This window comes from Lentimicrobium saccharophilum, from assembly GCF_001192835.1.
Classification (GTDB): Bacteria; Bacteroidota; Bacteroidia; order Bacteroidales; family Lentimicrobiaceae; genus Lentimicrobium; species Lentimicrobium saccharophilum.
On the sequence record NZ_DF968182.1, the window covers coordinates 104,550 to 126,577 of the forward strand.

Sequence of the window (22,028 nt, forward strand, 5' to 3'; positions counted from 1 at the left end):
TTATTTGATTACAGTGATTTTCATTTTCACATCTTTTACCGGCTTGTCACCGGGGCCGGTCTGCACGGCGGCGATTTTATCCACCACTTCAAGGCCGGAGATTACTTCGCCGAATACGGTGTAATCATCGTCGAGGTGAGGGGTTCCGCCAACGGTTTTGTAGGCGGCGCGCCTTTCGGGGCTGATTACCCTGTTGGTCTGTTTCTGGTACATATCCAGTTGCTGATCGTTCAGTTTCTGACCCTGGACAATGTAAAACTGCGAGCCGGAAGAGGCTTTCTTGGGGTTTACCTGATCGGGTTTACGGGCTGCTGCCAGCGCTCCCTTTTTATGGAAATATTTCGGAACAAATTCGGCGGGAACGGTATAACCGGGGTCGTTCATCTTGCTTTCCTGTCCGCCGCCCTGAATCATAAACCGGTTGATCACCCGGTGAAAGATGGATCCGTTGTACCAGCCCTGCTTCACCAGTTTCAGGAAGTTGTCGCGGTGCTGCGGGGTTTCGTTGTACAGAATGGCGGTCATATTACCGTATTCGGTTTCTATAAGTACTTTCGTTTGTTTTTGCGCGCCGGCTGCGGATTTTGGGGACTGAGCCATACACAGGGCAACTGAAAGCAAGGTGAAAGAAACAAGTAAACTCAGTTTTTTCATGGTTGTGATTTTTTACGGGTAATAATTTTAACGGTCATTGGAATATCCTGCAGTGGGCGGTCGTTTCCGTCCCTTTTTTCCGTGGCAATGGCATCAACAACTTCCATGCCGCTGACGACTTCGCCAAAGATGGTGTACCTGCCGTCGAGGTGGGGAGCGCCGCCCACAGTGGTGTAAGCTTCACGTGCGGCTTCGGAAAGCCTGAATACTTTATCGCCGGTAAACTCCCTGTCGATCATCTGGTTAAGGGTGTCGAGCAGAAACCGGAAATGGGCGGTATCGCTTTTTGCATCGGGCGAGAAGAACTGATTTCTCAGCGTCAGATTTTCAGGCCGGTCCATGATATCGACAAATATCCGCTGTTTGGCCAGGGAGTTTTGCTCCTTTTCGAGCATATCGAGCTTTTCTCCAGTAAACACTTTTCCCTGAACGATGTAGAATTGTGAACCGGAAGAGAGTCGGGCCGGATTGACCTTATCCTCTTCGCGGGCCGCAGCCAGCACCCCCCTGCGGTGGAAATGCGCGGGGGTGATTTCGGCAGGAATGCTGTATCCGGGGCCGCCGTTGCCCAGCTCAATGCCCGGTGCGGCACCCTTCGAGTCGGGATCGCCGCCCTGTATCATAAAGCCGTCAATCACCCGGTGAAACAGGGTACTGTCGTAAAAACCCGCGCGGGCAAGCTTCAGAAAGTTATCGCGGTGTTTGGGGGTGTCGTCGAACAGCCGCAGGGTAATGTCGCCTTTGGGGGTCGATATCACTACCAGCTCTTCCTGCCCGGCCGGCTGCGCAGATGCCCCGGGCGCAGCCACAAACAGCGCAAACATCAGCGAAATAAGCATATAACAAGACTTATGAAGCATATTTCTTCAATTCAGGAAGTTGCAAAACTACAAAAAAGTGAGGTAACTGCTGCAGCGCAATTTGCATGTCACAACCGTAAGGCTATTTCCCGCGGGCTTTGGTGAAACATTCCCTGCAAAGCGGTTCATAACTCTCGGTTTCGCCGAGCATCACCAGTTTTTCATCGGCGGTCTTGCGGTGGGAGTAATGGGCCAGATTGCCGCACTGCATGCAGATGGCGTGCACCTTGGTCACATATTCGGCGGTGGCCATCAGATCGGGAATGGGCCCGAAAGGCTTTCCGGTGAAGTCCATATCGAGACCGGCAACGATTACCCTGATGCCGCTTCCTGCCAGTTTATTGCAGACGGAAACCAGTTCATCATCAAAAAACTGGGCTTCATCAATACCCACAACATCCACATTATTGGCATAAATCAGGATTTGGGAAGAGGCCTGCACAGGTGTGGAGGTGATGGAATTTTCGTTGTGTGATACCACATTGGTTTCATCGTAGCGGGTATCAATCGAGGGTTTAAAAATTTCCACCCGTTGTTTTGCGATCCTTGCCCGGTTCAGGCGTCGGATCAGCTCCTCCGTTTTGCCCGAAAACATGGAGCCGCAGATGATCTCAATCCAGCCCCGGCGATGCGATGGGTTTATGGCGCTTTCTAAAAACATTCAGTGCTTGTTCATTTTTCTATTACCTTTATCCACGCAAAACGGCATGAATCAGGGATTATGGACTTTTATGCTTCCGCGCATAACCGGCGGCCGTTCACGTACAAAAATACCATGATTCGGCGTTTTACTTCCTGATTTTTTATTTTTTTACTAACATGAACGATTTAAAGATTGAGATCAGCAACTTACTGAAGGAGCTGAACGGACGATTTGAAAAAATCAATGCTTCAGGCGAAGCGGTGCCTGCCATAGAGGCGGATATTGTGCTTTCCTTATTGCGTCAGCTTTATGTAAAAACGGAGCAGTTAAAGGATCCGTTGGTCCGTGAGGTGGTGGTGAAGGCGGAACCCGTTCAGTACCAGTCTCCGGTGGCCGAAACCCCTGTAAAAGTTCCGGAATTTACCCCTCCGGCTCCGCCGCATATCCCGGAACCGCCCCGCATGGAGGTGGAGCCTCCCCGGTATCAGACCCCGGAACAACCTGTTCCTGCTGTCCCCGAGCAACCGGTAGTTGCCGCAGTGCCTCCGGCAGAATTCTTTCATGTACCGGCGCCTGAGCCTCCGGTCCCGGCTGCACCCACCCAGTCACCCAGGCGCCCTGAAGGCCTGCCCGACCTGTTTGGCTCAGCCACCGATGATAAGCATAAAACCATTGTCCCCTCGGTGAATGAACGCATACAATCAGGCAAGAACGACCTTACCCTCTCTGATAAAATGAGCCTGAAACCCATTGCCGACCTGAAGGCCACCATCGGTATCAACGAAAAGTTTCAGTTTGTGAATGAGTTGTTCGACGGCTCCACCGAAATGTACAACCAGGCCATTGCCCTGCTCAACAACTGCTCCGGCCAGGCTGAAGCTACCTCGTTGTTTGCCGGACTGCAGCAGCGGAACGGCTGGGACCCGGAGAACCCGGTTTTCTTAAGACTTCTGGAATATGTAACAAGACGTTATATTACTTCAGGCTAGGCAATCATCCCGGCAGGTTAATGTAAGTGATCTTTATAGCTTAAAAATGAAAAGCGTACTCTTATTTCTTACCGGCATTTTATGCTGCCTGGCAGGTCCCGGAAACGGGGCCAAAGCACAGGAGGTGGATTATGCCAGATATGTCATGGATACCCTCTCTGCTCCGGGCCTTTATGGCCGGGGTTATGTGAATTTCGGCTCACTTCAGGCTTCCCAGTTTATCACAAGGCAGCTGTTCGATCTGGGAGTCCGGCCATTTACCGACAGTTATTCCCGTGAGTTTACCCTGCCGGTAAATACTTTTCCGGGAAGCATGATGCTGAATATCAGCGGCAGGGATCTGATGCCCGGGGTTGAATTTGTGGTGCGGGCCGACTGTCCTCCGGTGAACGGCGTATTTAAGATTGTTTTCCTTGATTCTGCTGATTTTGCAAATCAAAGGAAACTGGACAAGATCCTGCGTAAAGACTTGAAAAACAGTTTACTATCATTTGATAAAAGTTTGCTTGAAGGGGCAGCATCCCGACAGGCAGATTCCATGTTGCGTACCAATTACCCCGGTGCCGGGGGATACCTGATGGTGAATCAGGGCGAAAAGCTTATCTGGAGTGTATCTCCGGGCTTCAGGCAGCTGGACTATCCGGTTGTTGAAGTGCTGGGGGAGGCGCTTCCGCGAAAACCTGAAAATGCGGCTATCATTGTGGATGCGGAGTTTTATCCCGCTTACCGGGTGATGAATATTGCCGGTTATCTCGAAGGGAAGAAATTCCCGGATTCCATGCTGGTTTTCACCGCGCATTATGACCATCTGGGGATGATGGGAAGGAATGCGCGGTTTCCCGGTGCCAACGACAATGCCAGCGGGGTGGCCATGATGCTGGACCTCGCCCGTCACTTTGCCGATTCCGCCAACCGGCCTGACTACAGCCTCGCTTTTCTGGCTTTTGCCGGAGAGGAAATGGGCCTGAAAGGCTCGGAAAACTTCGTTGAAAATCCTGTATTTCCATTGGATCGGATTAAATTCCTCGTTAACCTGGATATGGTAGGGACCGGAAGCGAAGGCATTACGGTGGTGAACGGAACCATTTTTCCGGAGTATTACCGGCGGATGGTGCGCATCAACGCCGATAACGAGTATATCCTGAAAGTAGCCGAAAGGGGGGAAAGCTGCAACAGCGACCATTGCCCTTTTTACCGCAAGGGCGTGCCCTCCGTGTTCATTTACTCAATGGGCAAGGAACACAGGGAGTACCACACAATATACGACCTGTCGCAGCGGGTTCCCTTTTCGGAATATGAAGATATTTTCAGGCTGCTGCGCGATTTTATACTGACATTCTGAGCCTTATGTCCAAGCTATATCTGGTACCGACACCCCTGGGAAACCTGGAAGACATGACCCTCCGGGCCATCCGCGTGCTGAAGGAAGTGCAGCTGATCCTCGCCGAAGATACCCGTAAAACCGGCTTGTTGCTGAAGCACTTCGGCATCGGAACACGCATGCAGTCGCACCATATGCACAACGAACACCGCACGGCCGAAAGCATTGCCGCCCGTATTGCAGGTGGCGAATCCGTAGCTTTGGTCACCGATGCCGGCACACCGGGGATTTCTGATCCCGGGTTTTTTCTGGTGAGGACCTGCATTGGCATGGGTATAGAGGTGGAAACCCTCCCGGGAGCCACCGCTTTTGTCCCGGCGTTGGTCAACTCGGGCCTTCCCTGCGACCGGTTTTATTTCGAAGGATTTCTGCCCCATAAAAAGGGGCGGCAAACAAGAATTGCCTTCCTGGATGCTTTGGCTTGTACTTTTGTTTTGTATGAATCACCTTTCAGGCTGGTAAAAACACTTGAGCAACTGGCCGAAGTGATGGGCGGCGACCGGAGGGCCTGCGTATCCAGGGAACTCACGAAATTTTTCGAAGAAAACCGCCGCGGGTCATTGTCAGAGCTGGCAAAACACTATACGGAAAACCCTCCCAAAGGGGAAATCGTGATTACCGTTGGTGGTAAAGATCAGGTAGATGCTGCCATAGCGGAGGAGCAGCAGGACTGATTTCCCTTTTTTTGCCGGTTTGCAGTAACCTTTTTGTTTTCTGTCCGTCTTAAGGTTGTTTACGTTCGTTTCCGGACATTCGCCCTTTATTTCCGGACGTTGGTATTTCACAATTGGTTTTTAATCAACTAATAATCAATTCAATGCGATTTTGGCACGGAATTGGCTAAAAACCTGCTATCAAATATTCATTACGATGAAAATGAACATGCAGATACCATTGGTGATGGTTGTTAGTCCGGAAGGATGCAGGTCGATGTTTGCCGCTTCGGAATACCGCAGTTTCAGGGAAGAAATCAGCAGAACCATTTTTTATCCTGATTTTGCGCGCAGGAGTTACCTCGAGGGTGTGGTGAATGTTGAACTGATGACCGACAATAACGGGAATATTATGGTGAAGGAAACCAATGCCACCCATGCCGGGTTGCTTGATTATGTGATGGGACGCATCCATAGCCTGATGGTATCTGATCATGAATCCATGGGAAAGCAGTTCAGGCTGATGCTGAAATTTATGATGTATTGATGAAATAAAAGGAATGGTCCGGGCAGAATCTCCACAATTTTGCCTGTGATTATAAAAACATATCCAGGGTTTGTGCCGGATATGGAATTTTTTTCAGTGTGTGTGTGAAAGCCCGGGTTTCCGGGCTTTTTTGTTGAAAGGAAGTATAAATAAACTTTATAGAGCAATCCATTCCGCAAATGGTAGCTTTCAGGGCCATTATGTATCGGATTTCCGGTTAATTTAGCAAAAAAAAAGATATGTTTACCTACCCCTATCCCCGTCCGGCCGTTACCGTTGATGCCATTGTATTCCGGATGGGCAAAACAGCGCCGGAAGTGTTGCTGATCCGTAGAGGGCATCCCCCGTTTGAAGGGATGTGGGCAGCGCCGGGAGGTTTTCTGGATATGGAAGAAACGCCCGAAAAGGCGGTTGTCAGGGAACTGGAAGAAGAAACGGGCATCAATGGCGTGGCGCTTTTTCAGGTTCACACCTATGGCGCCGTGAATCGCGACCCCCGTCACCGGACGATATCCATTGCCTATGCGGGCATGCTCAGTGATACGGGCGCGCAGGCAAAAGCAGGCGATGATGCGGCTGCCGCGGAATGGCATCCGGTCGGTCAGCTTCCGCCCCTGGCTTTCGATCACGACAAAATAGTGGAAGACGCGATTGCCTTTGCCCGTGAAAGGGGATGGTTTTAGGTTCTCCTTACTTCAGCTCAGCAAGTATGGCTTTTACGATATTTTCGGCCCCGTTGGCAATATCCACAATGCTGGCATCGAGCATATAGCAGGGGGTGGTAAACACCGGGCGGTGCGGGTCGCGTACCACTTCACCATGGCCGGTATTCACGTGCGTGGCTCCGGCCTTTTCAACGCCGGCGGCGGTTGCAGGATCATTGCCAATGGTAATTTCAACATTCCCAAGTACCTTGGCCAGCAATACCGGTGAAATGCACAGGGCGCCTATGGGTTTTTTCATGGAAGTCATCTCCCGGATCACTTTTTCCACATCGGGGTTTACCTTGCAGGCGGGGCCGTCGAAAGCCCAGGTGCAGAGGTTTTTGGCCACCCCGAATCCCCCCGGGAAAAGCAATGCGTCAAATTCCCTGACATTGAGCTGTTTCAGGTCCCTGATCTTCCCGCGGGCAATACGGGCGGCTTCTACCAGTACATTGCGGGTTTCGTTCATCTCCTTTCCCGTAAGGTGATTGATCACATGGTGCTGGGGAATGTCAGGTGCAAATATTTCATAATCAGCGCCATGCTTTTTGATGGCCAGCAGGCTTAAGGTGGCTTCGTGAATCTCGGCGCCGTCGAAGACGCCATTTCCGGCAAGGACTACGGCAAATTTTTTCATGTTACAATGGGTTTATGATGTACAACAATGATCGTATGTGTAAGGTTGAAAACCCTTTCCGTGAAGCGGGATTCACGGGCCGGGTCAAGGGTTATTCAAATTCAAAAATAAGCATTCCGGACCAGATTACCGTTATATCCGGCAGGAATCCTTAACTTTATCCCATAATTCAGACAGTATGTGCGGCAGGTTTTCACTTACCACCGAAGAGCAGCGGCTCAATGAATTCTTCCGCCTTGCGGGAGGGGAGGAACCCTATGTGCCCAGGTACAACGGGGCGCCTACGCAGAGCCTCGCGGTGATAACCGGAGATGAACCTTCAAAACTCCGCTATTTCAGGTGGGGGCTGATCCCCTTTTGGGCGAAGGAGTTGCCCCGCAGCAGTCCGGTGATCAATGCCAGGGCAGAAAGTGTGGGTGAAAAGCCCATGTTCCGCAGGTTGATTGCCGGGCAACGTTGTCTGGTCCCCGCCGATGGTTTTTACGAGTGGGTGAGGGCCGGCAAAAAACAGCCTTTCCGTTTTGTGATGGCCGACGGCTCGCCCTTCGCCATGGCCGGCCTGTGGGATGCCTGGAAAAGTCCGGAAGGCAGCCTTATCCGGTCCTTTACCATCATTACCACCGAAGCCAATAAACTGATGGAGCCCATACACGACCGCATGCCCGTAATCCTGGAAAAGGAACATCATGAGGCCTGGATGGGCGAAAAAGATGAAAAGCTGCTGCGAAAACTGCTGCGGCCCCTCCCGGGCAATAAGATGCAGGTTTATAAGGTTTCTGACCTTGTCAATAAAGTATCCGCCGAAGGGCCTGAACTGATCCGGCCTGTCGGACAGAATGATCTTTTTTCGCTACCTTAGCCGGGGATTGGCAGAATAAATTTCCCCGTTATGTAATGCGGCACAGCTTTTGCGCGTTATTTTTTTCATAATTGTTTTTCAGCATGAACAGATTCAAGGTTTTTCTGATTCTCCTCCTTCTGACGCAGTTGTTGTTTTCGTGCAAAAAGTACGAGGAATACCCGCCCGAGCCGCAGATTGAGTTCCTGGATTTTCTGTTGCTGCGCGACGCCCAGGGCATTGATCAGCGCGGGGTGCTGCGGTTTTCATTTACCGACGGCGACGGCAACATCGGTCTGTATGACTATGACACCTTGCCGCCCTACGATTACAACCTGTTCGTCAGGTACTTCGAAAAGCAGAACGGTAGTTTTCAGGAAGTGTTTCTGGTGACCCCGCGGTATATCAACGACACCACCATTGTTTACGATACGGCCACCTTCAATGGGCGCATCCCCATCCTGACCCCGGCAGGGAAAAACAAGGCCATCAGCGGCGAGATTGAAGACACCCTGTTTATAAACAATCCGCTTTCAGCCTTCGACACCATCATGTTTGAGCTGTTTATCAGGGACCGCGACCTGAATGAAAGCAATGTGATACAAACCCCGCCCATTGTGGTGAAAAAGCAATAAACCCCGAAACCACCGGATTGCAGCCCATGAAGAGACGAACCGGCTTTTTCAGAAGATTGATCAGGATTTTGCTGCCGGCCGGTGGCATCACGTTTTTGCTGCTGATAGTGCTTGCCTTTACCACCCTGCCGTTTCATGCCTACTACCGCCTGGCTACCAAAGGCAGCAGAATGAGCGAAAAACCGGTAACCATAGTGATGCTGGCCGGTGCAGGTATCCCCAGCGAGAACGGGCTGATCAGGGCCTGGTACACGGCCTGGCTGGCAAAAGAATCTCCGGAAGCAAAGGTGATTGTGGCTGCGCCCGGCAAGCTGAACGACAGTACCGGCGATCCGCTTTCCATTGCCGGGGAGCTGATCCTCAGGGGCGTGAAGGGGGATAATATCCTCCACGAAACCGAAGGAAAAAACACCCGGGGACAGGCGCGCAACATCGCTGCCATGATCCCTGCATCAGAACGCAACCGGCCGCTGGCCATCGTTACCTCGCCCGAACATATCCGCAGGGCGGTGCTGAGTTTCCGAAAAGCCGGATTTACCAATGTCAGCGGCTTCCCGGCCTTTGAATCCTCCCTCGAGGCCGACCTTGTTTTCGACGACAGGGACCTGAAGGGAAACCGCCTGGCGCCACCCATAGGAGAAAACCTGCAGTTCCGCTACCAGTTCTGGAACCACCTGAAATATGAGGTGATCGTGCTCAGGGAGTATTTTGCGCTGGCTTATTATAAACTCAGGGGGTGGATATAGCCGGTGAAACCCTGTTATGACACAATCAAAGAATGTTTAATACATAACGATTTACCGACCCTAACAGATATTTTGATAATTGCAAAATCATTCGACCCCGCCGGGGTCGTATTTTTTCTATGCTGATGCCTTTCTACAGACATGTGACTCCTCCGGAGTCAAAGTCTTTATACAAGTTTATGGTTTTAAGCTGTATTTAAACCCCATTTTGCCTTTCGTTTCCGTTGCAGGCAGGGTGCATAAAGCCAATAAACTGAAACGGTTGTATGATATTTCCAGGACAAATCCACACATTACCGGAGATGCAGAATTCATAAGGATTTACTGACCCCAGCGGGGTCAAATGTTTATAGAAAAATGGAATGCAGAAATATTTATCGACCCCAGCGGGGTCGTACTATTTCTTCAATTGATCTCCTTCTATAGACATGTGACTCCTCCGGAGTCAGGGTCTTGATACAAGTTTAGGTGTTTTACCCGGATTAAGCTTCTCTTGAACCAATTATTCCCGCAGTAGGCAGGGTGCATAAGCCAATAATCTGAAATGGTTATATGACCCCAGCGGGGTCGCATGTATATCATGAAAATTAAAACCCGGGTGCAGATACCCGGGTTTTAACGTATTTCCTTAATAAACAGCTTGAAAATCAGTTTACAAACTGTTCGGCGTAGTATCTGGCCGTGAGCTTTTCTCCGGTGGCCTTTTCAATCATATCGTTCCAGTACCACTGTGCGCCGGGCCTGAAGACCTTATCGGTGAGGTATTGTCCGGTTTCCTTGCTTCCGTAGAAGCTCTGATACCTGAAATCATCCGAACCTATGATGTTGGCAGTGATGTAATGGTTGAGCTGTGATGCCAGGAGTTCGCCCAGCAGGTAGTTGTGGTAATAGCAGGGCACGGTGGCGATATGGATTTTGCTGGCCCAGTCGGGTTCGTTGCGTCCTTCGGGTTTACGGATCATCTGATATTTCTCAGCCAGGTTCCACCACAGGGCGTTCAGGTCCTGATCCGGATTTTCGTACATGGCTTTTTCGAAGCGGTACATCACCTGCGCCCAGCGGCTGAAGGTGAGCTGCTCGAGGCGGAGCACCCTGTAGGTATCTTCCGCGATGGTGGCGCGTTCTGTGGAATCGATCAGCCCCATGTCCTGCATCCAGGCCGGGTTGGCGGCCATACGCCCGAAAATCATGGCAATAGCCTCAGTGGTAAATGTATGCGCCGGATTCCGCAGGCTGAACGGCAGGTCGCGGTCGATGTACTTATCGTAAACACCGTGGCCGAACTCATGCAGCATGGTGTTCATCCAGCTGTAGTTGGGCTTAATGTTGCAAAGCACACGTACATCCCCGGCATTGTCGATGTCGATGCAATAGGCATGCTGGTTCTTTCCCGGCTTTTCGTAGAGATCGCTGTTGTTCAGGATATCAGAAATATCGAGCCCGATGCTTTCATAGTATCCGGCCGTGAGCGCTTCAATGTTCTGATCCTTGTAGTATTTATCCATATCCACGCTGTAGATGGCCGGCGCTTCCTGGAAAAAGCGGTTCTGGTAATGCCAGGGCATCAGCTCTTCTTTGGTAATTTTCAGCCTTGCGGCGAGAAAGGTGTCGATCTCATCCTTCAATCCCGCAAAGGCATCGCGGGTCAGCTCGTCGAGTTCGTCGAACAACTTGCTGATTTCTTCCGGATCCTGTTCGCCCAGTTCCAGGCTCATGGCATGATAGTTCTTAAAGCCCAGGCTTTGCGCGATCTCGTTGCGCAGCTTAACCAGCTCAATCACATCGGCGGCCACAACGTTGCCGATTTTTTTATGGCCTTCCCAGGCGGCCTTCAGCTCATCGCTGTTGAGCGAGGTTTTCAGGATGTCTTCCACATCGTTATCGCTCAACTGTCTGCCATTTACTTCGGCCCTGAAGTTGGAATATTTTTTTTCAATTTCAACCTCCATTTTAATTCTTTTTGCCAGTAGCGCGGTGTCGATCTGATTGCTCAGGTAAGCGGTATACAGCACTTCCAGCTGCCTTTTGAGCAGGGTGTCCTGAACGGCGCCCGATTCTTTGATTTTTTTGAGCAGGGCAAAGTCGTCCTTGCTGGTGTAGATGCTGCTCAGCTGCAGCTGAAGCTGTTCGGAGCGGGCATAGTCTTCGTCGCGGCCCGAAAGGGAGGCATTCCAGTAGGCGGTGTAAGCTTCCTTCTGAAGCGGTTCCACTTGCTGTTCCCAGGTGGTGATAAATGCTTTCAGTTCCTGTTCCATTTTTTCGGTTTTGTTGCTGCAGCCCGCCAGGATCAGGCTAGCTGTGATTGCTGTTAGCAGCAGGTTTGCAATTGATTTCATGCGAGGGTTGATTTATGTAATGGATGTAAGATAAAGGCTTTCTGATGACAGATAATTACTCCCGGCTCCACACCGCCCCGTCTTTGGTGTCTTTCACCACCACCCCGGCACGGGTAAGTTCATCGCGGATTTTATCGGCGGTGGCGAAGTCTTTGGCCGATCTGGCATTTTTCCTGAGTTCCAGGATCAGCTGCATCAGGTTTTCCACCAGTTCATTTTCGCCCGAAACGGTCGCTTCGGTTTTAAGTCCCAGTATATCGCCCGTAAAGGTGTTGAAAGTCTCTTTCAGCAGCGCCAGGTCAGCTTCCGTAAGCTTCTCCCTGCCGTCGTTCACCAGGTTGATGATCCTCGCGGCGTCGAAGAGGGCGGCGATCACCACCGGACTGTTGAAGTCATCGTTCATGGCGTCGTAGCATGACTGTCGGATAGCGGACACATCCACGGTACTTGCATCGGAGGGACGAAGTTTACCGAGGGTCTGCCATGCGCCCATCAGGCGGCCCAGCCCTTTTTCGGCTCCCTGCAGCGCTTCGTTGCTGAAGTCGAGCGTACTGCGGTATTGCGCCTGCAGGATAAAGAAGCGTATGGTCATGGGGCTGTATGCCTGGGTAAGGGCTGCGTGGCTTCCGCTGAAGAACTCGTTGAGGGTGATAAAATTGCCCAGCGATTTCCCCATTTTCTGCCCGTTGATGGTGATCATGTTGTTGTGCATCCAGTATTTAACCGGTTCGGTGCGGTTGGCGGCCACGCTTTGCGCGATTTCCGACTCGTGGTGGGGGAAGAGCAGGTCCATGCCTCCGCCGTGTATGTCGAAGCGTTCGCCCAGGTACCTGGTACTCATGGCCGAGCACTCCAGGTGCCAGCCCGGGAAGCCGTCGCTCCAGCGCGAAGGCCAGCGCATGATGTGCTCGGGCTGGGCTTTTTTCCAGAGGGCAAAGTCGAAAGGGTTGTGTTTTTCGTCCTGTCCGTCCAGCTCGCGGGTGTTCGTCATCAGGTCTTCGATTACCCGGCCCGAAAGCTTGCCATAATGATACTGTTTGTTGTATTTCTCCACGTCGAAATAGACCGAGCCTCCGCTTTCATAGGCCAGTCCGGCGGCCAGGATATCCTCGGCCATCTTCATCTGCTCCATGATGTGGCCCGAAGCCCGCGGCTCAATGCTGGGACTGAGCACGTTCAGCTGTTCCATATTTTTATGGTAGCGGTCGGTGAAATACTGTACCACTTCCATTGGCTCAAGCGCCTCGAGGCGTGCTTTTTTGGCAATCTTATCCTCTCCTTCGTCGGCATCGTTTTCGAGGTGGCCCACATCAGTGATGTTGCGCACATACCTTACCTTGTAGCCCAGGTGCTTCAGGTAGCGGAATACCAGGTCGAAGGTAACTGCCGGGCGTGCATGGCCCAGGTGACCGTCGCCGTATACCGTGGGCCCGCACACATACATCCCCACATTCGGGGGATTGATGGGTTCAAAAACTTCCTTTTTCCGGCTCAGGGTATTGTAAATGAACAGCTTGTTTTCCATGGGGATGCAATTTCCGGCAAAATTATTAAAATATTATAAGTGTCCCCGGAGAAAGTGTTTCTGAATTTCCGCGAAAGATCCGCTCACCCCTGTGCTGATCCCTTGTTTGTGGTTTTTCCTGAGCGTTTAATCAGCAATAAAGCCAGTACCGGCAAAATGACTGAAGCTGTCAACACGAAGGGGGAACTGGTTTGACCAAACGTTTCAACGTCATTGGAGATAAGGTTATGCTGATAAAGGTAAGATATCAGTACTACCATTATATTATTGACGAAATGCGCCAGTACAGGTACCCAAACAGAGCCGGACCACACAAAGAGGTAACCCAGCCCCAGCCCCAGGACAAAGCGGGGGAGAAAGCCGAAGAATTGTAAGTGAAAGGCGCTGAAAATCAAGGCGGAAAGGATTACCGGCCAGTGTACCTGTTTAAAGAATTTCCTGAGTATGCCTATCAGGGCCGAGCGGAAAAGCAGTTCTTCGCCTATGGCCGGCAGCAGTCCGATCATCACCACATTGACAATAAGGTCAAAAGTGCCGGTTACGGCCAGAAAGCGGTTGGTCAGCCGTGCCGCCGATTCCTCGGCATCACGCATCCAGTGTTCCAGCCCTGCCAGAAACTCCGGAAGCCGCATGGCTTCATTCCATGAAATCAGCTGGTTGATAAAAGGGCCGGCGGTAAGGATCATCAGCATGGTCAGGAGCAGGTGCAGGGGCCTGGGACGGGTATTTTTCAGGAATACAGAAGGATGTGCCTCCGTAAGCATGGCCAGCAGAACGGGGGGCAGCAGGAAGATCCCCACCTGGTTGGCCATCTGGAAAAAGCGGACAAAATTCAGGTTGGAGGCTTCATCGGCCGCCGGAATAAGAATGGTGGCGGACCCCCAGATAATCAGCGAGATAAAATAGGCAAGGGAAACGGAAAAGATGCCGCAGACCAATAGCAGCAGCAACAGCAGAAACAACTGTCCGCCCGGGCCAATTTCCCTTAAAACAACCGGCCACCGCATACCTGATTTTAATTTTGTTATTTTGCGTGAAATTATGGAAAAAAGCATTTGCCGCAGGGAATTGCAGTTAATCTCAGCATAATTGCTTTTTAATCACCATTTTCTTTAAAAATATTTGGTGTTATTTTGTGTTTTGGTGGCAAAGGAAAGACACATCTTTTAACGAACACGCATGAAGATCGGATCACTGGAGATAATAGGATTGCCGCTTTTTCTGGCACCCATGGAAGACGTCACCGACCCGCCGTTCCGGAAGATTTGCCGGGAGCTGGGTGCAGATGTGGTGGTAACGGAGTTTATTTCTTCCGAGGGACTGATCCGTGATGTAGCCGGAAGCCTGAAGAAGCTGGAATTTTCGGCTGATGAACGCCCTGTGGGGATTCAGATTTTCGGGAATAACGTGGAGGCTATGATCAACGCTGCCAGGGTGGCCGCATCGGCCGCGCCCGATTTTATCGACCTGAACTTCGGCTGCCCGGTGCGGAAAATTGTGAACAAGGGAGGCGGGGCGGCCCTGCTGCAGGACCTTCCCCTGCTGCTGCAGATCACCGGGGCGGTGGTTAAGTCGGTGGAAGTGCCGGTAACCGTGAAAACCCGCCTGGGCTGGGATGAGCGCTCCAAACCCATCGTTGACCTTGCCCTGAAACTGCAGGATGCCGGCATCGCCGCCCTGACCATTCACGGCCGTACCCGCGCGCAGTTGTACGGGGGCAAAGCCGACTGGACGCTGATAGGGGAGGTAAAGAACCACCCGTCCATCCATATCCCCATCATCGGCAACGGCGATGTGACCGATGGCCCATCGGCCAAAGCCATGCTTGATCAGACCGGGGTCGACGGCATTATGATCGGTCGCGCATCGGTGGGGAACCCATGGATATTCAGGGAGGTGCATCACTACCTTGCCACCGGAAACACGTTACCGTCCCCGGGTATGGACGAGCGCCTGCGGGTGTGCCGTCAGCATCTGGAGACATCTGTGGCCTGGAAAGGCGAAATCACCGCGCTGCTCGAAATGCGCAGGCATTACAGCCACTATTTCAGCGGACTGCCCAACTTCAAACCCTTCAGGATGCGGCTGATGACCACCGTCAGCCTGGGGGAGGTAAACGGCATACTTGATGATATTGCGCGGCAGTATTGTCCCTGATCGTAAAAATGTACGGAATCGGGACATGTTTCCAAAAAAGTTCGTATCTTAGCCTAAATTAAAATCCAATGGCATCAGACCCCTTCAGGATATTTATCGTTGAGGACGATATTATTTTCGCGAAGATTATTTCTCATCATCTTTCGCTGAATCCGGACAATGAGGTAGAGATTTTCCCCGACGGCAAAAGCCTGCTGAAAAACCTCTACAAAAATCCCGCGCTGATTTCGCTTGACTATAACCTGCCCGATATGACCGGGCTGGAGGTACTCAAGCAGATCAAGGAGTTCAATCCCGATACTCCGGTGGTGATCGTTTCGGGGCAGCAGGATGTGGCAACCGCCATCGAGCTACTGAAAAAGGGCGCCTACGATTACATCCTGAAGGACCAGGATACCAAGGAGCGTATGTGGAACATCATCAAGAACATACGCGAGAATGTCGAGCTGCGTCAGAAGATCGCCATCCTGGAAGAGGAGATCGGCCGCAAGTACGAGGTCAACAACCTGATCAAGGGCAACAGTCCGGCCATCAACAAGGTGTTTATCCTGATAGAAAAGGCGGCGCGCACCAACATCACGGTTTCCATATACGGAGAAACCGGTACCGGTAAAGAGTTGGTTGCCAAATCGATACATCATGCGTCGGGACGCCGGAAGAAGCCTTTTGTGGCGGTAAACGTAACGGCCATCCCCAAGGAACTGATCGAAAGCGAGATGTTCGGCCACGAAAAGGGTGCGTTTACCGGTGCCAACAACCGCCGCATCGGCCGCTTCGAAGAGGCCAATCACGGCACCATTTTTCTCGACGAAATCGGCGATATGGACCTGAATATGCAGTCGAAGCTGCTCAGGGTGCTGCAGGAAGAGGAAGTGGTAAGGGTTGGGGGCAACGAGAATGTGAAACTGGATGTCAGGGTCATCGTGGCAACGCACAAAAACCTGCAGGAGCTTGTGCGCAAGGGCGAGTTCCGCGAGGACCTTTATTACCGCCTGCTGGGTCTGCCGATTCACCTTCCGCCCCTGCGCGAGCGGGGCAGCGACATCGCCCTGCTGGCCCGGTTTTTTGTGGATGAGTTCTGCCAGAAAAACAAACTCGGCAAGCTATCCATCTCGTCAAAAGCCATCGAGAAAATTCAGAAATATCCCTTCCCGGGCAATGTAAGGGAGCTGAAAGCAATTATGGAACTGGCATCTGTAATGACCAATACCGATGTGATTGAGGAATCGGACATTTCCTTCAGTACGGCCAGCGCCAGCCAGGACTTCCTTTACGAGGAAACCACCCTGGAAGAGTACAACAAAAAGATCATCAACCACTTCCTTCAGAAATACGACAATAAGGTAAGGCTGGTGGCCCGGAAGCTGGATATCGGCAAAACCACCATTTACCGGCTGATGAACGAAGGGAAATTATAAGTCCCGGGTTTTTAACGACCGGAAACCGGCATTTCAGAACAAATCGCACACATCGGTGCCGGGCAGCAGGTGCCATGCCCGGATGCCTGTTTTGCGGGCAGCTTCCACATGTACCAGGGTGTCGTCGATAAAGAGGGTTTCTTCAGGATGCAGCCAGCCTTCGTTCAGCACATACCTGAAAATTTCCGGATCGGGCTTGGAGAGACCGATCTGTTGCGAAAACCACATTTTGTCGAAGAGTTCAGCCAGCGGGAAGCCATAGTTGCGCAGAAAACCGGCGGTGTACGACACATAGTGGATATGGTTGGAATTGGAAAGCAGATAAAGGCGGTAGTCATTCCGCAGCCGTTTGAGCAGTTCCACGCGGCGGGGAGGAAAGTCAAGCAGCAGGGCATTCCACGCGGTGTCTACCTGTTCGGGGGTAACCCCCGGCTGCAGGCTCCGGAGAACGGTATTTCTGAACTCTTCTGGCGATACCTGTCCGCGTTCGAATTTCACCATCAGCTCAAGGCTGGAACGGCTTCCAAAGAAGTCGGTTTCATCTTTCACGCCCAGCCGACGGAAAGCCTCGCTGCTGCGTTTCGGATCGATATTCAGCAGCACATTCCCGAAATCGAAAATCAGGTTCCGGATGCTGCCCAGGTCTGGTTTATCATTTATCTCTGACATATTAGGCTGTCTGTAATCAGGCTTCAAAGCTAGTGAAATTTCGGATTGCGGCCCTTCGACTGCGCTCAGGGTAAAATTGCGGATTTCGGATTTTGGATTACCTTCGGTGAGCTCACTTCGTTCGGTTGCGGATTGAAGAATTCTTACAGGGCTTCGCTGCGTTCATAACCTGAATACACCGGCTGACGGGCGTCTCCCGACAGGCTCCGGCGCTTGTCAGGAATATCAACAGCATTAAACCTGCATGATGTGCCCCCCGCAAAGACCCCGCCACAGCGGGTTTCGGATTTCGGATTTTAGATTGCGAATTTTAGAATTGCTGTCCCCGAAATTCCTGACTTCTCCACAGGGCCTGGCCGCAACAATCAATAACCTGACCTAACAAGTTTTCTTCCAACTTGTTGGGTCTTCTTTTTCAACTTGATAATCCAATTATTGGGGAGGCATGTCAGTGTAAACAGTTAACATTCAACTTTTTTTCCGCTCAGGCCGCGGGGCCTCGCATTCGCAACACGGCTGCCTAAACTTGACCATTGTTTCATTTTTTAAGCTGGCCATTCATTCCTTTAAGTCTATGCCTTTGAAGGTCAACTTTAGAAGGCCGCTTTTGCGAATGCTGAAAATTTTTGGCACTGCCTTGCGTTGCTGGGATTTCAAAGAAAATAGAAATTGAATTTCATTACGTGTTAAATGCTTTTGTCCGATTTGTGATACAGGTGGGATGAAGTGTTTTACTGAATCATTGAATAATTGTTGTTAAAGGTTCGGCCTTCCAAAAATGGCGTTAAGAAAACAGGCAGCAAATAAACAGAGAAGAAACGCCTGCGATAATGGCTGGGGATACACGGTAGATTTTTGTACATCGGTATTCAGCAGCGGGAGGAAGTAACAACCTTCGTTTCTTCATGCCAAAACGCTCGCCTGTTTTCAGCCATTTTTGGGAAGCCTTGACTTTTTGCTACTTTTTGGTCAAGCAAAAAGTAGAAGAAGTAAAAAATGATAATCCGTTGGGAATAAGTGATTATTCGTGCGGATACGCTTCAACTTGTCAGGTCTTCTTTTTTTAACATGCACGAGTCTACTTGAAGCGTGCCACAGGCCTTGCAATTGTGAATCCATCCCGGTGGCCGAGCGGTTCCGATCGTTATCGGAACGAGACCAGCCGGGAGGTTCTGAAGCACGGACGAAACATCCGCGCCAACGGTATCTTTGAATAGTTGAATCCTTGAATCTTTGAATCCTTAAAGCAAACAGAGTGCGATTGAGCCACAATAGCCACAACTTGTCCCGGCTACTTTACAGGAATAGTTGAACTGCATTTCCACGACTTGTCCCGCAACCGGCGGGATTTTCATATTTGCACATCTTCACAGTACGAAGCAACCTGAGCACCTGAGCACTTGCGCACCAGAACACCTGAACACTTGCGCACCTGAACGGAATCGCAGGGAACAACAGAGGGACACGAACTCAAATTTTATTAATGAATCATTTAAGGCTATTCTCAGATAAAATTCTTATCCACAAAAGACTGGAAGGCTTCTTTGTACTGATCGCTGATGGGAATATAGGTTTTACCGAATACGATGCGGCTTCTTTCTATGACCTCGATACGCTTCAGGTTCACAATAAAGGAACGGTGCACCCGCATAAACCGGCCGGCTGGTAGTTTCAGTTCCAGTTGCTTCATGGTCACCAGTGTGAGCAAGGGGTGATCTTCCCGGTGAAGGTATATCTTGACATAATCTTTCAGCCCTTCAATGTAAAGGATATCATCAAGGTTGACCCGTCTTAATTTATAATCTGATTTGATGAAGAGGAAATCGCTGTCGGTATCAATCTGAGGTTCTTTGTCTGCACCGGCAGGCATTATCCTGCTTCTGGCCCGGTTTGCCGACTCAAGAAATTCCTCATACGAAAAGGGTTTCATCAGGTAATCAAGCGCATCCAGGCGGAAACCCTCCACCGCGTAAGAAGCATAGGCCGTGGTAAATATAAAACGGCAGTTTCCTTTGCTGATGCGGGCAAATTCCGTTCCCAGAAGGTCCGGCATCTGAATATCAAGAAATGCCAGTTCAACAGGGTGCGTTTCAAGATATTCAAGCGCTGTAAGGGGACTTTCAAAGCTTCCTGTAAGCTCAAGGAACGGTGTTTTGCTGATATAGTCCGTGATCAGCTTCAGGGCCAGCGGCTCATCGTCGATGGCAATGGTTTTTAACCTGTTCATGACTTATTTCAGATTGATGATAAGTTGAACATTGTATGATTCATTGTCTTCTGAGATTTTCAGCGTGTGCCGGCCGGGATAGAGCAGGTTCAAACGTTTCCGGATATTTTCCAGTCCGATGCCCGGACCTGAAACGCTGTTGGTGCCTTTTTCGGGTGAGCGGCTGTTGGTGCACGAAAATTCAATCCGGGTTTCCGTCGATTTCAGGCTGATGTCAATAAATGAAGGAGATTTATAACTGATTCCATGTTTGAAGGCATTCTCGATAAAAGCGATAAAGATCATGGGCGGAATGGTGAGCTGTTCCGAATGTGGCCTGAAATCTACCGAAACTTTCACTTTATCGCTCAGCCGCAGGCGCATCAGGTCGATATAGTTGTTCATAAAGGCCAGTTCCTGCTCCAGTGTAATATTGCCGGTTTCCGATTCATACAGCACATACCGCATCATTTTAGAGAGCTTCAGGACGGCGTTGGAAGCGTCCCTGCTGCCCGATTCGGTAAGGGAATAGATGTTGTTCAGGGTATTGAAAAAAAAATGCGGGCTAATCTGGTTTTTCAGCATACTCAGTTCCGAGGAAAGTTTTTCCTTTTCCAGGTCCCGGTGTTCCTTCTCCTTTAAGTTATAGGCTTCCGTAAGTCTCAATCCCATGGCCAGGCCTGTGATAAGCATGGAAATAAATGCTGTGTTCATCATGTGCATAGCCGGCGGTGGCCCGTGGAAGTCAAATCCTTCAATGGCCAGGCGGTCGCGCAGCATATCCATGCGTTGCCGGAGGAGGTCATCGGGGAAGAGCCAGTGCCCAAGGTTGTCGGTAAGCATAACCGAAAGGACAATTGCCAGCGCTGCATAGAGAAAGAATTCAAGTTTTCTCCCTTTCAGATAATAAGAAGGTACCAGCCAGAGATAAGAGATGTAGAACAGCACTCCGCCAATGGCCACACGCACATAATACCTGCCTTCGAAAAATCCGGGTTGCTCCAGATTGCCCGATATCATAAACCAGGGAAGCAGCAATACCACTGCCCAGAAGGCGAGATGAATAAAAAAGGTCAGTTTATCGCCTTTCATAGTTTGCATTTGACTTCAAATTTAAGGTTTTTTACATACTGTCAGTTCGTTTATTCAAACCTGAGCGCATCGATGGGATTCAGGTTTGATGCCTTTCTGGCAGGGTACCAGCCAAAGAATATGCCGATGGCGGTGCATACCAGAAACGACATGATCACGGCAACAGGCATTACCGAAACAGGCCATCCCATGATATTCCCGATCACCGAGGATGCGGTAATACCCAGCACAATACCGAAAATACCTCCGATTACACTCAGGAAGGTGCTTTCGATCAGGAACTGCATCAATATGTCGAGGCCCCTGCCGCCGATACTCATTCTCAGCCCGATTTCACGGGTTCTTTCGGTGACGGAAACGTACATGATATTCATGATGCCGATACCGCCGACAAGCAACGAAATGGCTGCTATGGCCCCGAGCAGGGTAGTAAGGATGTCGCTGATGGAGGTGAAGGTACTTACCAGTTCGGCCTGGGTCCTGATCTGAAAGTCATCGTCATCGCCATCCTGCAGTTTATGTGAATTCCGCAGTGCGGCCGTAATTTCGCTGACGGCCTGCGTGGTAGCTTCCTCACTGATGGCCGAGGTTTGTATGGAATTGATGTGGGTGATGGCCAGGATGCGCTTCTGCACGGTGGTATAGGGTGCGATCAGCAGGTCGTCCTGATCCATTCCGAAAGTGTTTTCGCCTTTCTCCGATAACAGTCCGATGATGGTAAACGGGATTCCCCGGAAACGTATGGATTGTCCGACCGGGTCAACATCTTCTCCAAACAGGTTATCAACCACGGTTTGGCCGATCAGGCAGACTTTTGCCGAGCTATGGACCTCCTGCTCCGTAAAATTCCTCCCGGATGCCAACGAAAGTTTTTTTATGTCTATATAACCAACTCCTCCGCCATAAACGGAAGTGGGCCAGTTTTTCCCCACCGCCACCGCTTGTCCTGAGCCCCTTACCTCAGGAGAGACCACGAGTACCGAAGGACAGTTGGCTTCGATGGCCCGGACATCCTTAATACTAAGGGCTTTGGAAGCTGAATTGCCTTGTTGTACCCCACCCATCGATTGTGTGGCCGGCATGATCATCACCAGGTTTGATCCCATGCTGCTGATCTGCTGCTGAATACTTTGCTTGGAGCCTTCACCGATGGCGAGCATGGCGATTACCGAAGCAACGCCGATGATGATGCCAAGCATGGTGAGAAAGGCCCTGAATTTATTGCGCATCAGGGCGTTGAGGGCTATTTTTGACAGGTTTGTAATGTTCATCGTATTCAATAATAATCAAAAAATAGTGGTTTAATTCCCGAACCGTTAAAGGAACCGGTGGTCTGGT

General features: G+C 50.8%; 21 protein-coding genes. 10 read left to right on the forward strand and 11 right to left on the reverse strand.

All coding sequences use genetic code 11. From position 1 onward, the window contains the following. The 3 genes from TBC1_RS00340 to TBC1_RS00350 all read right to left on the reverse strand — a co-directional run bounded on the left by TBC1_RS00340 (position 1) and on the right by TBC1_RS00350 (position 2,175). The gene (locus tag TBC1_RS00340; RefSeq protein WP_082189417.1) at positions 1–654 is read right to left on the reverse strand and encodes a peptidylprolyl isomerase; all 654 of its coding nucleotides are present in this window, start codon (positions 652–654) and stop codon (positions 1–3) included. Beyond that, complete coding sequence (locus TBC1_RS00345) at positions 651–1,493, reverse strand: peptidylprolyl isomerase (protein ID WP_062036875.1); 843 nt, start codon at positions 1,491–1,493, stop codon at positions 651–653. Before TBC1_RS00345 ends, TBC1_RS00340 begins: the two co-directional genes overlap by 4 nt. A gap of 103 nt (positions 1,494–1,596) precedes the next feature. Continuing rightward, on the reverse strand, positions 1,597–2,175 hold the full coding sequence (locus tag TBC1_RS00350; protein ID WP_062036878.1) for a thymidine kinase: 579 nt from the start codon (positions 2,173–2,175) through the stop codon (positions 1,597–1,599). Positions 2,176–2,333: 158 nt separating this feature from the next. On the opposite strand from TBC1_RS00350, the gene TBC1_RS00355 reads away from it, so the two are divergent. The 5 genes from TBC1_RS00355 (at position 2,334) to TBC1_RS00375 (ending at position 6,410) form a co-directional block, all read left to right on the forward strand. Next, positions 2,334–3,146: a hypothetical protein gene (locus TBC1_RS00355; protein WP_062036881.1), complete on the forward strand. Its 813-nt coding sequence runs from the start codon at positions 2,334–2,336 to the stop codon at positions 3,144–3,146. A gap of 46 nt (positions 3,147–3,192) precedes the next feature. Then, positions 3,193–4,488, forward strand: coding sequence for a M28 family metallopeptidase (locus TBC1_RS00360; protein ID WP_062036884.1), 1,296 nt, complete (start codon positions 3,193–3,195; stop codon positions 4,486–4,488). A 5-nt stretch (positions 4,489–4,493) separates the two neighbouring features. Then, positions 4,494–5,201 (forward strand): 16S rRNA (cytidine(1402)-2'-O)-methyltransferase, encoded by a 708-nt coding sequence (gene rsmI, locus TBC1_RS00365; protein WP_062036887.1) that lies wholly within the window; start codon positions 4,494–4,496, stop codon positions 5,199–5,201. Between the two features lie 196 nt (positions 5,202–5,397). Next, the gene (locus tag TBC1_RS00370; RefSeq protein ID WP_062036890.1) at positions 5,398–5,727 is read left to right on the forward strand and encodes a hypothetical protein; all 330 of its coding nucleotides are present in this window, start codon (positions 5,398–5,400) and stop codon (positions 5,725–5,727) included. Between the two features lie 239 nt (positions 5,728–5,966). Continuing rightward, positions 5,967–6,410, forward strand: coding sequence for an NUDIX domain-containing protein (locus TBC1_RS00375; protein ID WP_062036893.1), 444 nt, complete (start codon positions 5,967–5,969; stop codon positions 6,408–6,410). A 7-nt stretch (positions 6,411–6,417) separates the two neighbouring features. Here TBC1_RS00375 and elbB read toward each other — a convergent pair whose 3' ends face one another. Then, complete coding sequence (gene elbB, locus TBC1_RS00380) at positions 6,418–7,068, reverse strand: isoprenoid biosynthesis glyoxalase ElbB (RefSeq protein WP_062036896.1); 651 nt, start codon at positions 7,066–7,068, stop codon at positions 6,418–6,420. 178 nt (positions 7,069–7,246) lie between these two features. Here elbB and TBC1_RS00385 point away from each other — a divergent pair, with 178 nt between their 5' ends. The 3 genes from TBC1_RS00385 to TBC1_RS00395 all read left to right on the forward strand — a co-directional run bounded on the left by TBC1_RS00385 (position 7,247) and on the right by TBC1_RS00395 (position 9,287). After that, the gene (locus TBC1_RS00385) at positions 7,247–7,927 is read left to right on the forward strand and encodes an SOS response-associated peptidase (protein ID WP_062036898.1); all 681 of its coding nucleotides are present in this window, start codon (positions 7,247–7,249) and stop codon (positions 7,925–7,927) included. Between the two features lie 83 nt (positions 7,928–8,010). Beyond that, on the forward strand, positions 8,011–8,541 hold the full coding sequence (locus TBC1_RS00390) for a hypothetical protein (protein WP_062036901.1): 531 nt from the start codon (positions 8,011–8,013) through the stop codon (positions 8,539–8,541). Between the two features lie 26 nt (positions 8,542–8,567). Further along, on the forward strand, positions 8,568–9,287 hold the full coding sequence (locus TBC1_RS00395; RefSeq protein ID WP_062036904.1) for a YdcF family protein: 720 nt from the start codon (positions 8,568–8,570) through the stop codon (positions 9,285–9,287). Between the two features lie 647 nt (positions 9,288–9,934). Here TBC1_RS00395 and TBC1_RS00400 read toward each other — a convergent pair. From TBC1_RS00400 to TBC1_RS00410, 3 genes are all read right to left on the reverse strand, one after another. Then, positions 9,935–11,623 carry a M2 family metallopeptidase gene (locus TBC1_RS00400; protein ID WP_062036907.1) on the reverse strand — a complete coding sequence of 563 codons (1,689 nt, stop codon included), beginning with the start codon at positions 11,621–11,623 and terminating at the stop codon, positions 9,935–9,937. 55 nt (positions 11,624–11,678) lie between these two features. Beyond that, positions 11,679–13,148, reverse strand: coding sequence for a cysteine--tRNA ligase (cysS, locus tag TBC1_RS00405; RefSeq protein ID WP_062036910.1), 1,470 nt, complete (start codon positions 13,146–13,148; stop codon positions 11,679–11,681). A gap of 83 nt (positions 13,149–13,231) precedes the next feature. Next, a complete protein-coding gene (locus TBC1_RS00410; RefSeq protein WP_172668785.1) occupies positions 13,232–14,155 on the reverse strand; it encodes a CPBP family intramembrane glutamic endopeptidase in 924 nt (307 codons plus the stop codon). A gap of 172 nt (positions 14,156–14,327) precedes the next feature. On the opposite strand from TBC1_RS00410, the gene dusB reads away from it, so the two are divergent. Both dusB and TBC1_RS00420 read left to right on the forward strand, forming a co-directional pair. Beyond that, entirely contained in the window at positions 14,328–15,305 is a 978-nt protein-coding gene (dusB, locus tag TBC1_RS00415) for a tRNA dihydrouridine synthase DusB (protein ID WP_062036916.1), read from the forward strand. A gap of 68 nt (positions 15,306–15,373) precedes the next feature. Then, complete coding sequence (locus tag TBC1_RS00420; protein ID WP_062036920.1) at positions 15,374–16,723, forward strand: sigma-54-dependent transcriptional regulator; 1,350 nt, start codon at positions 15,374–15,376, stop codon at positions 16,721–16,723. Between the two features lie 33 nt (positions 16,724–16,756). Here the strand turns inward: TBC1_RS00420 and TBC1_RS00425 are convergent, their stop codons facing one another. The 4 genes from TBC1_RS00425 to TBC1_RS00440 form a co-directional block, all read right to left on the reverse strand. Then, positions 16,757–17,392, reverse strand: coding sequence for an HAD family hydrolase (locus TBC1_RS00425; protein ID WP_062036923.1), 636 nt, complete (start codon positions 17,390–17,392; stop codon positions 16,757–16,759). Between the two features lie 1,504 nt (positions 17,393–18,896). Continuing rightward, positions 18,897–19,619: a LytR/AlgR family response regulator transcription factor gene (locus TBC1_RS00430; RefSeq protein WP_062036926.1), complete on the reverse strand. Its 723-nt coding sequence runs from the start codon at positions 19,617–19,619 to the stop codon at positions 18,897–18,899. Positions 19,620–19,622: 3 nt separating this feature from the next. Beyond that, a complete protein-coding gene (locus TBC1_RS00435) occupies positions 19,623–20,699 on the reverse strand; it encodes a sensor histidine kinase (RefSeq protein ID WP_082189418.1) in 1,077 nt (358 codons plus the stop codon). 41 nt (positions 20,700–20,740) lie between these two features. Beyond that, a complete protein-coding gene (locus tag TBC1_RS00440; protein ID WP_062036932.1) occupies positions 20,741–21,961 on the reverse strand; it encodes an ABC transporter permease in 1,221 nt (406 codons plus the stop codon). Positions 21,962–22,028 lie beyond the last annotated feature (67 nt).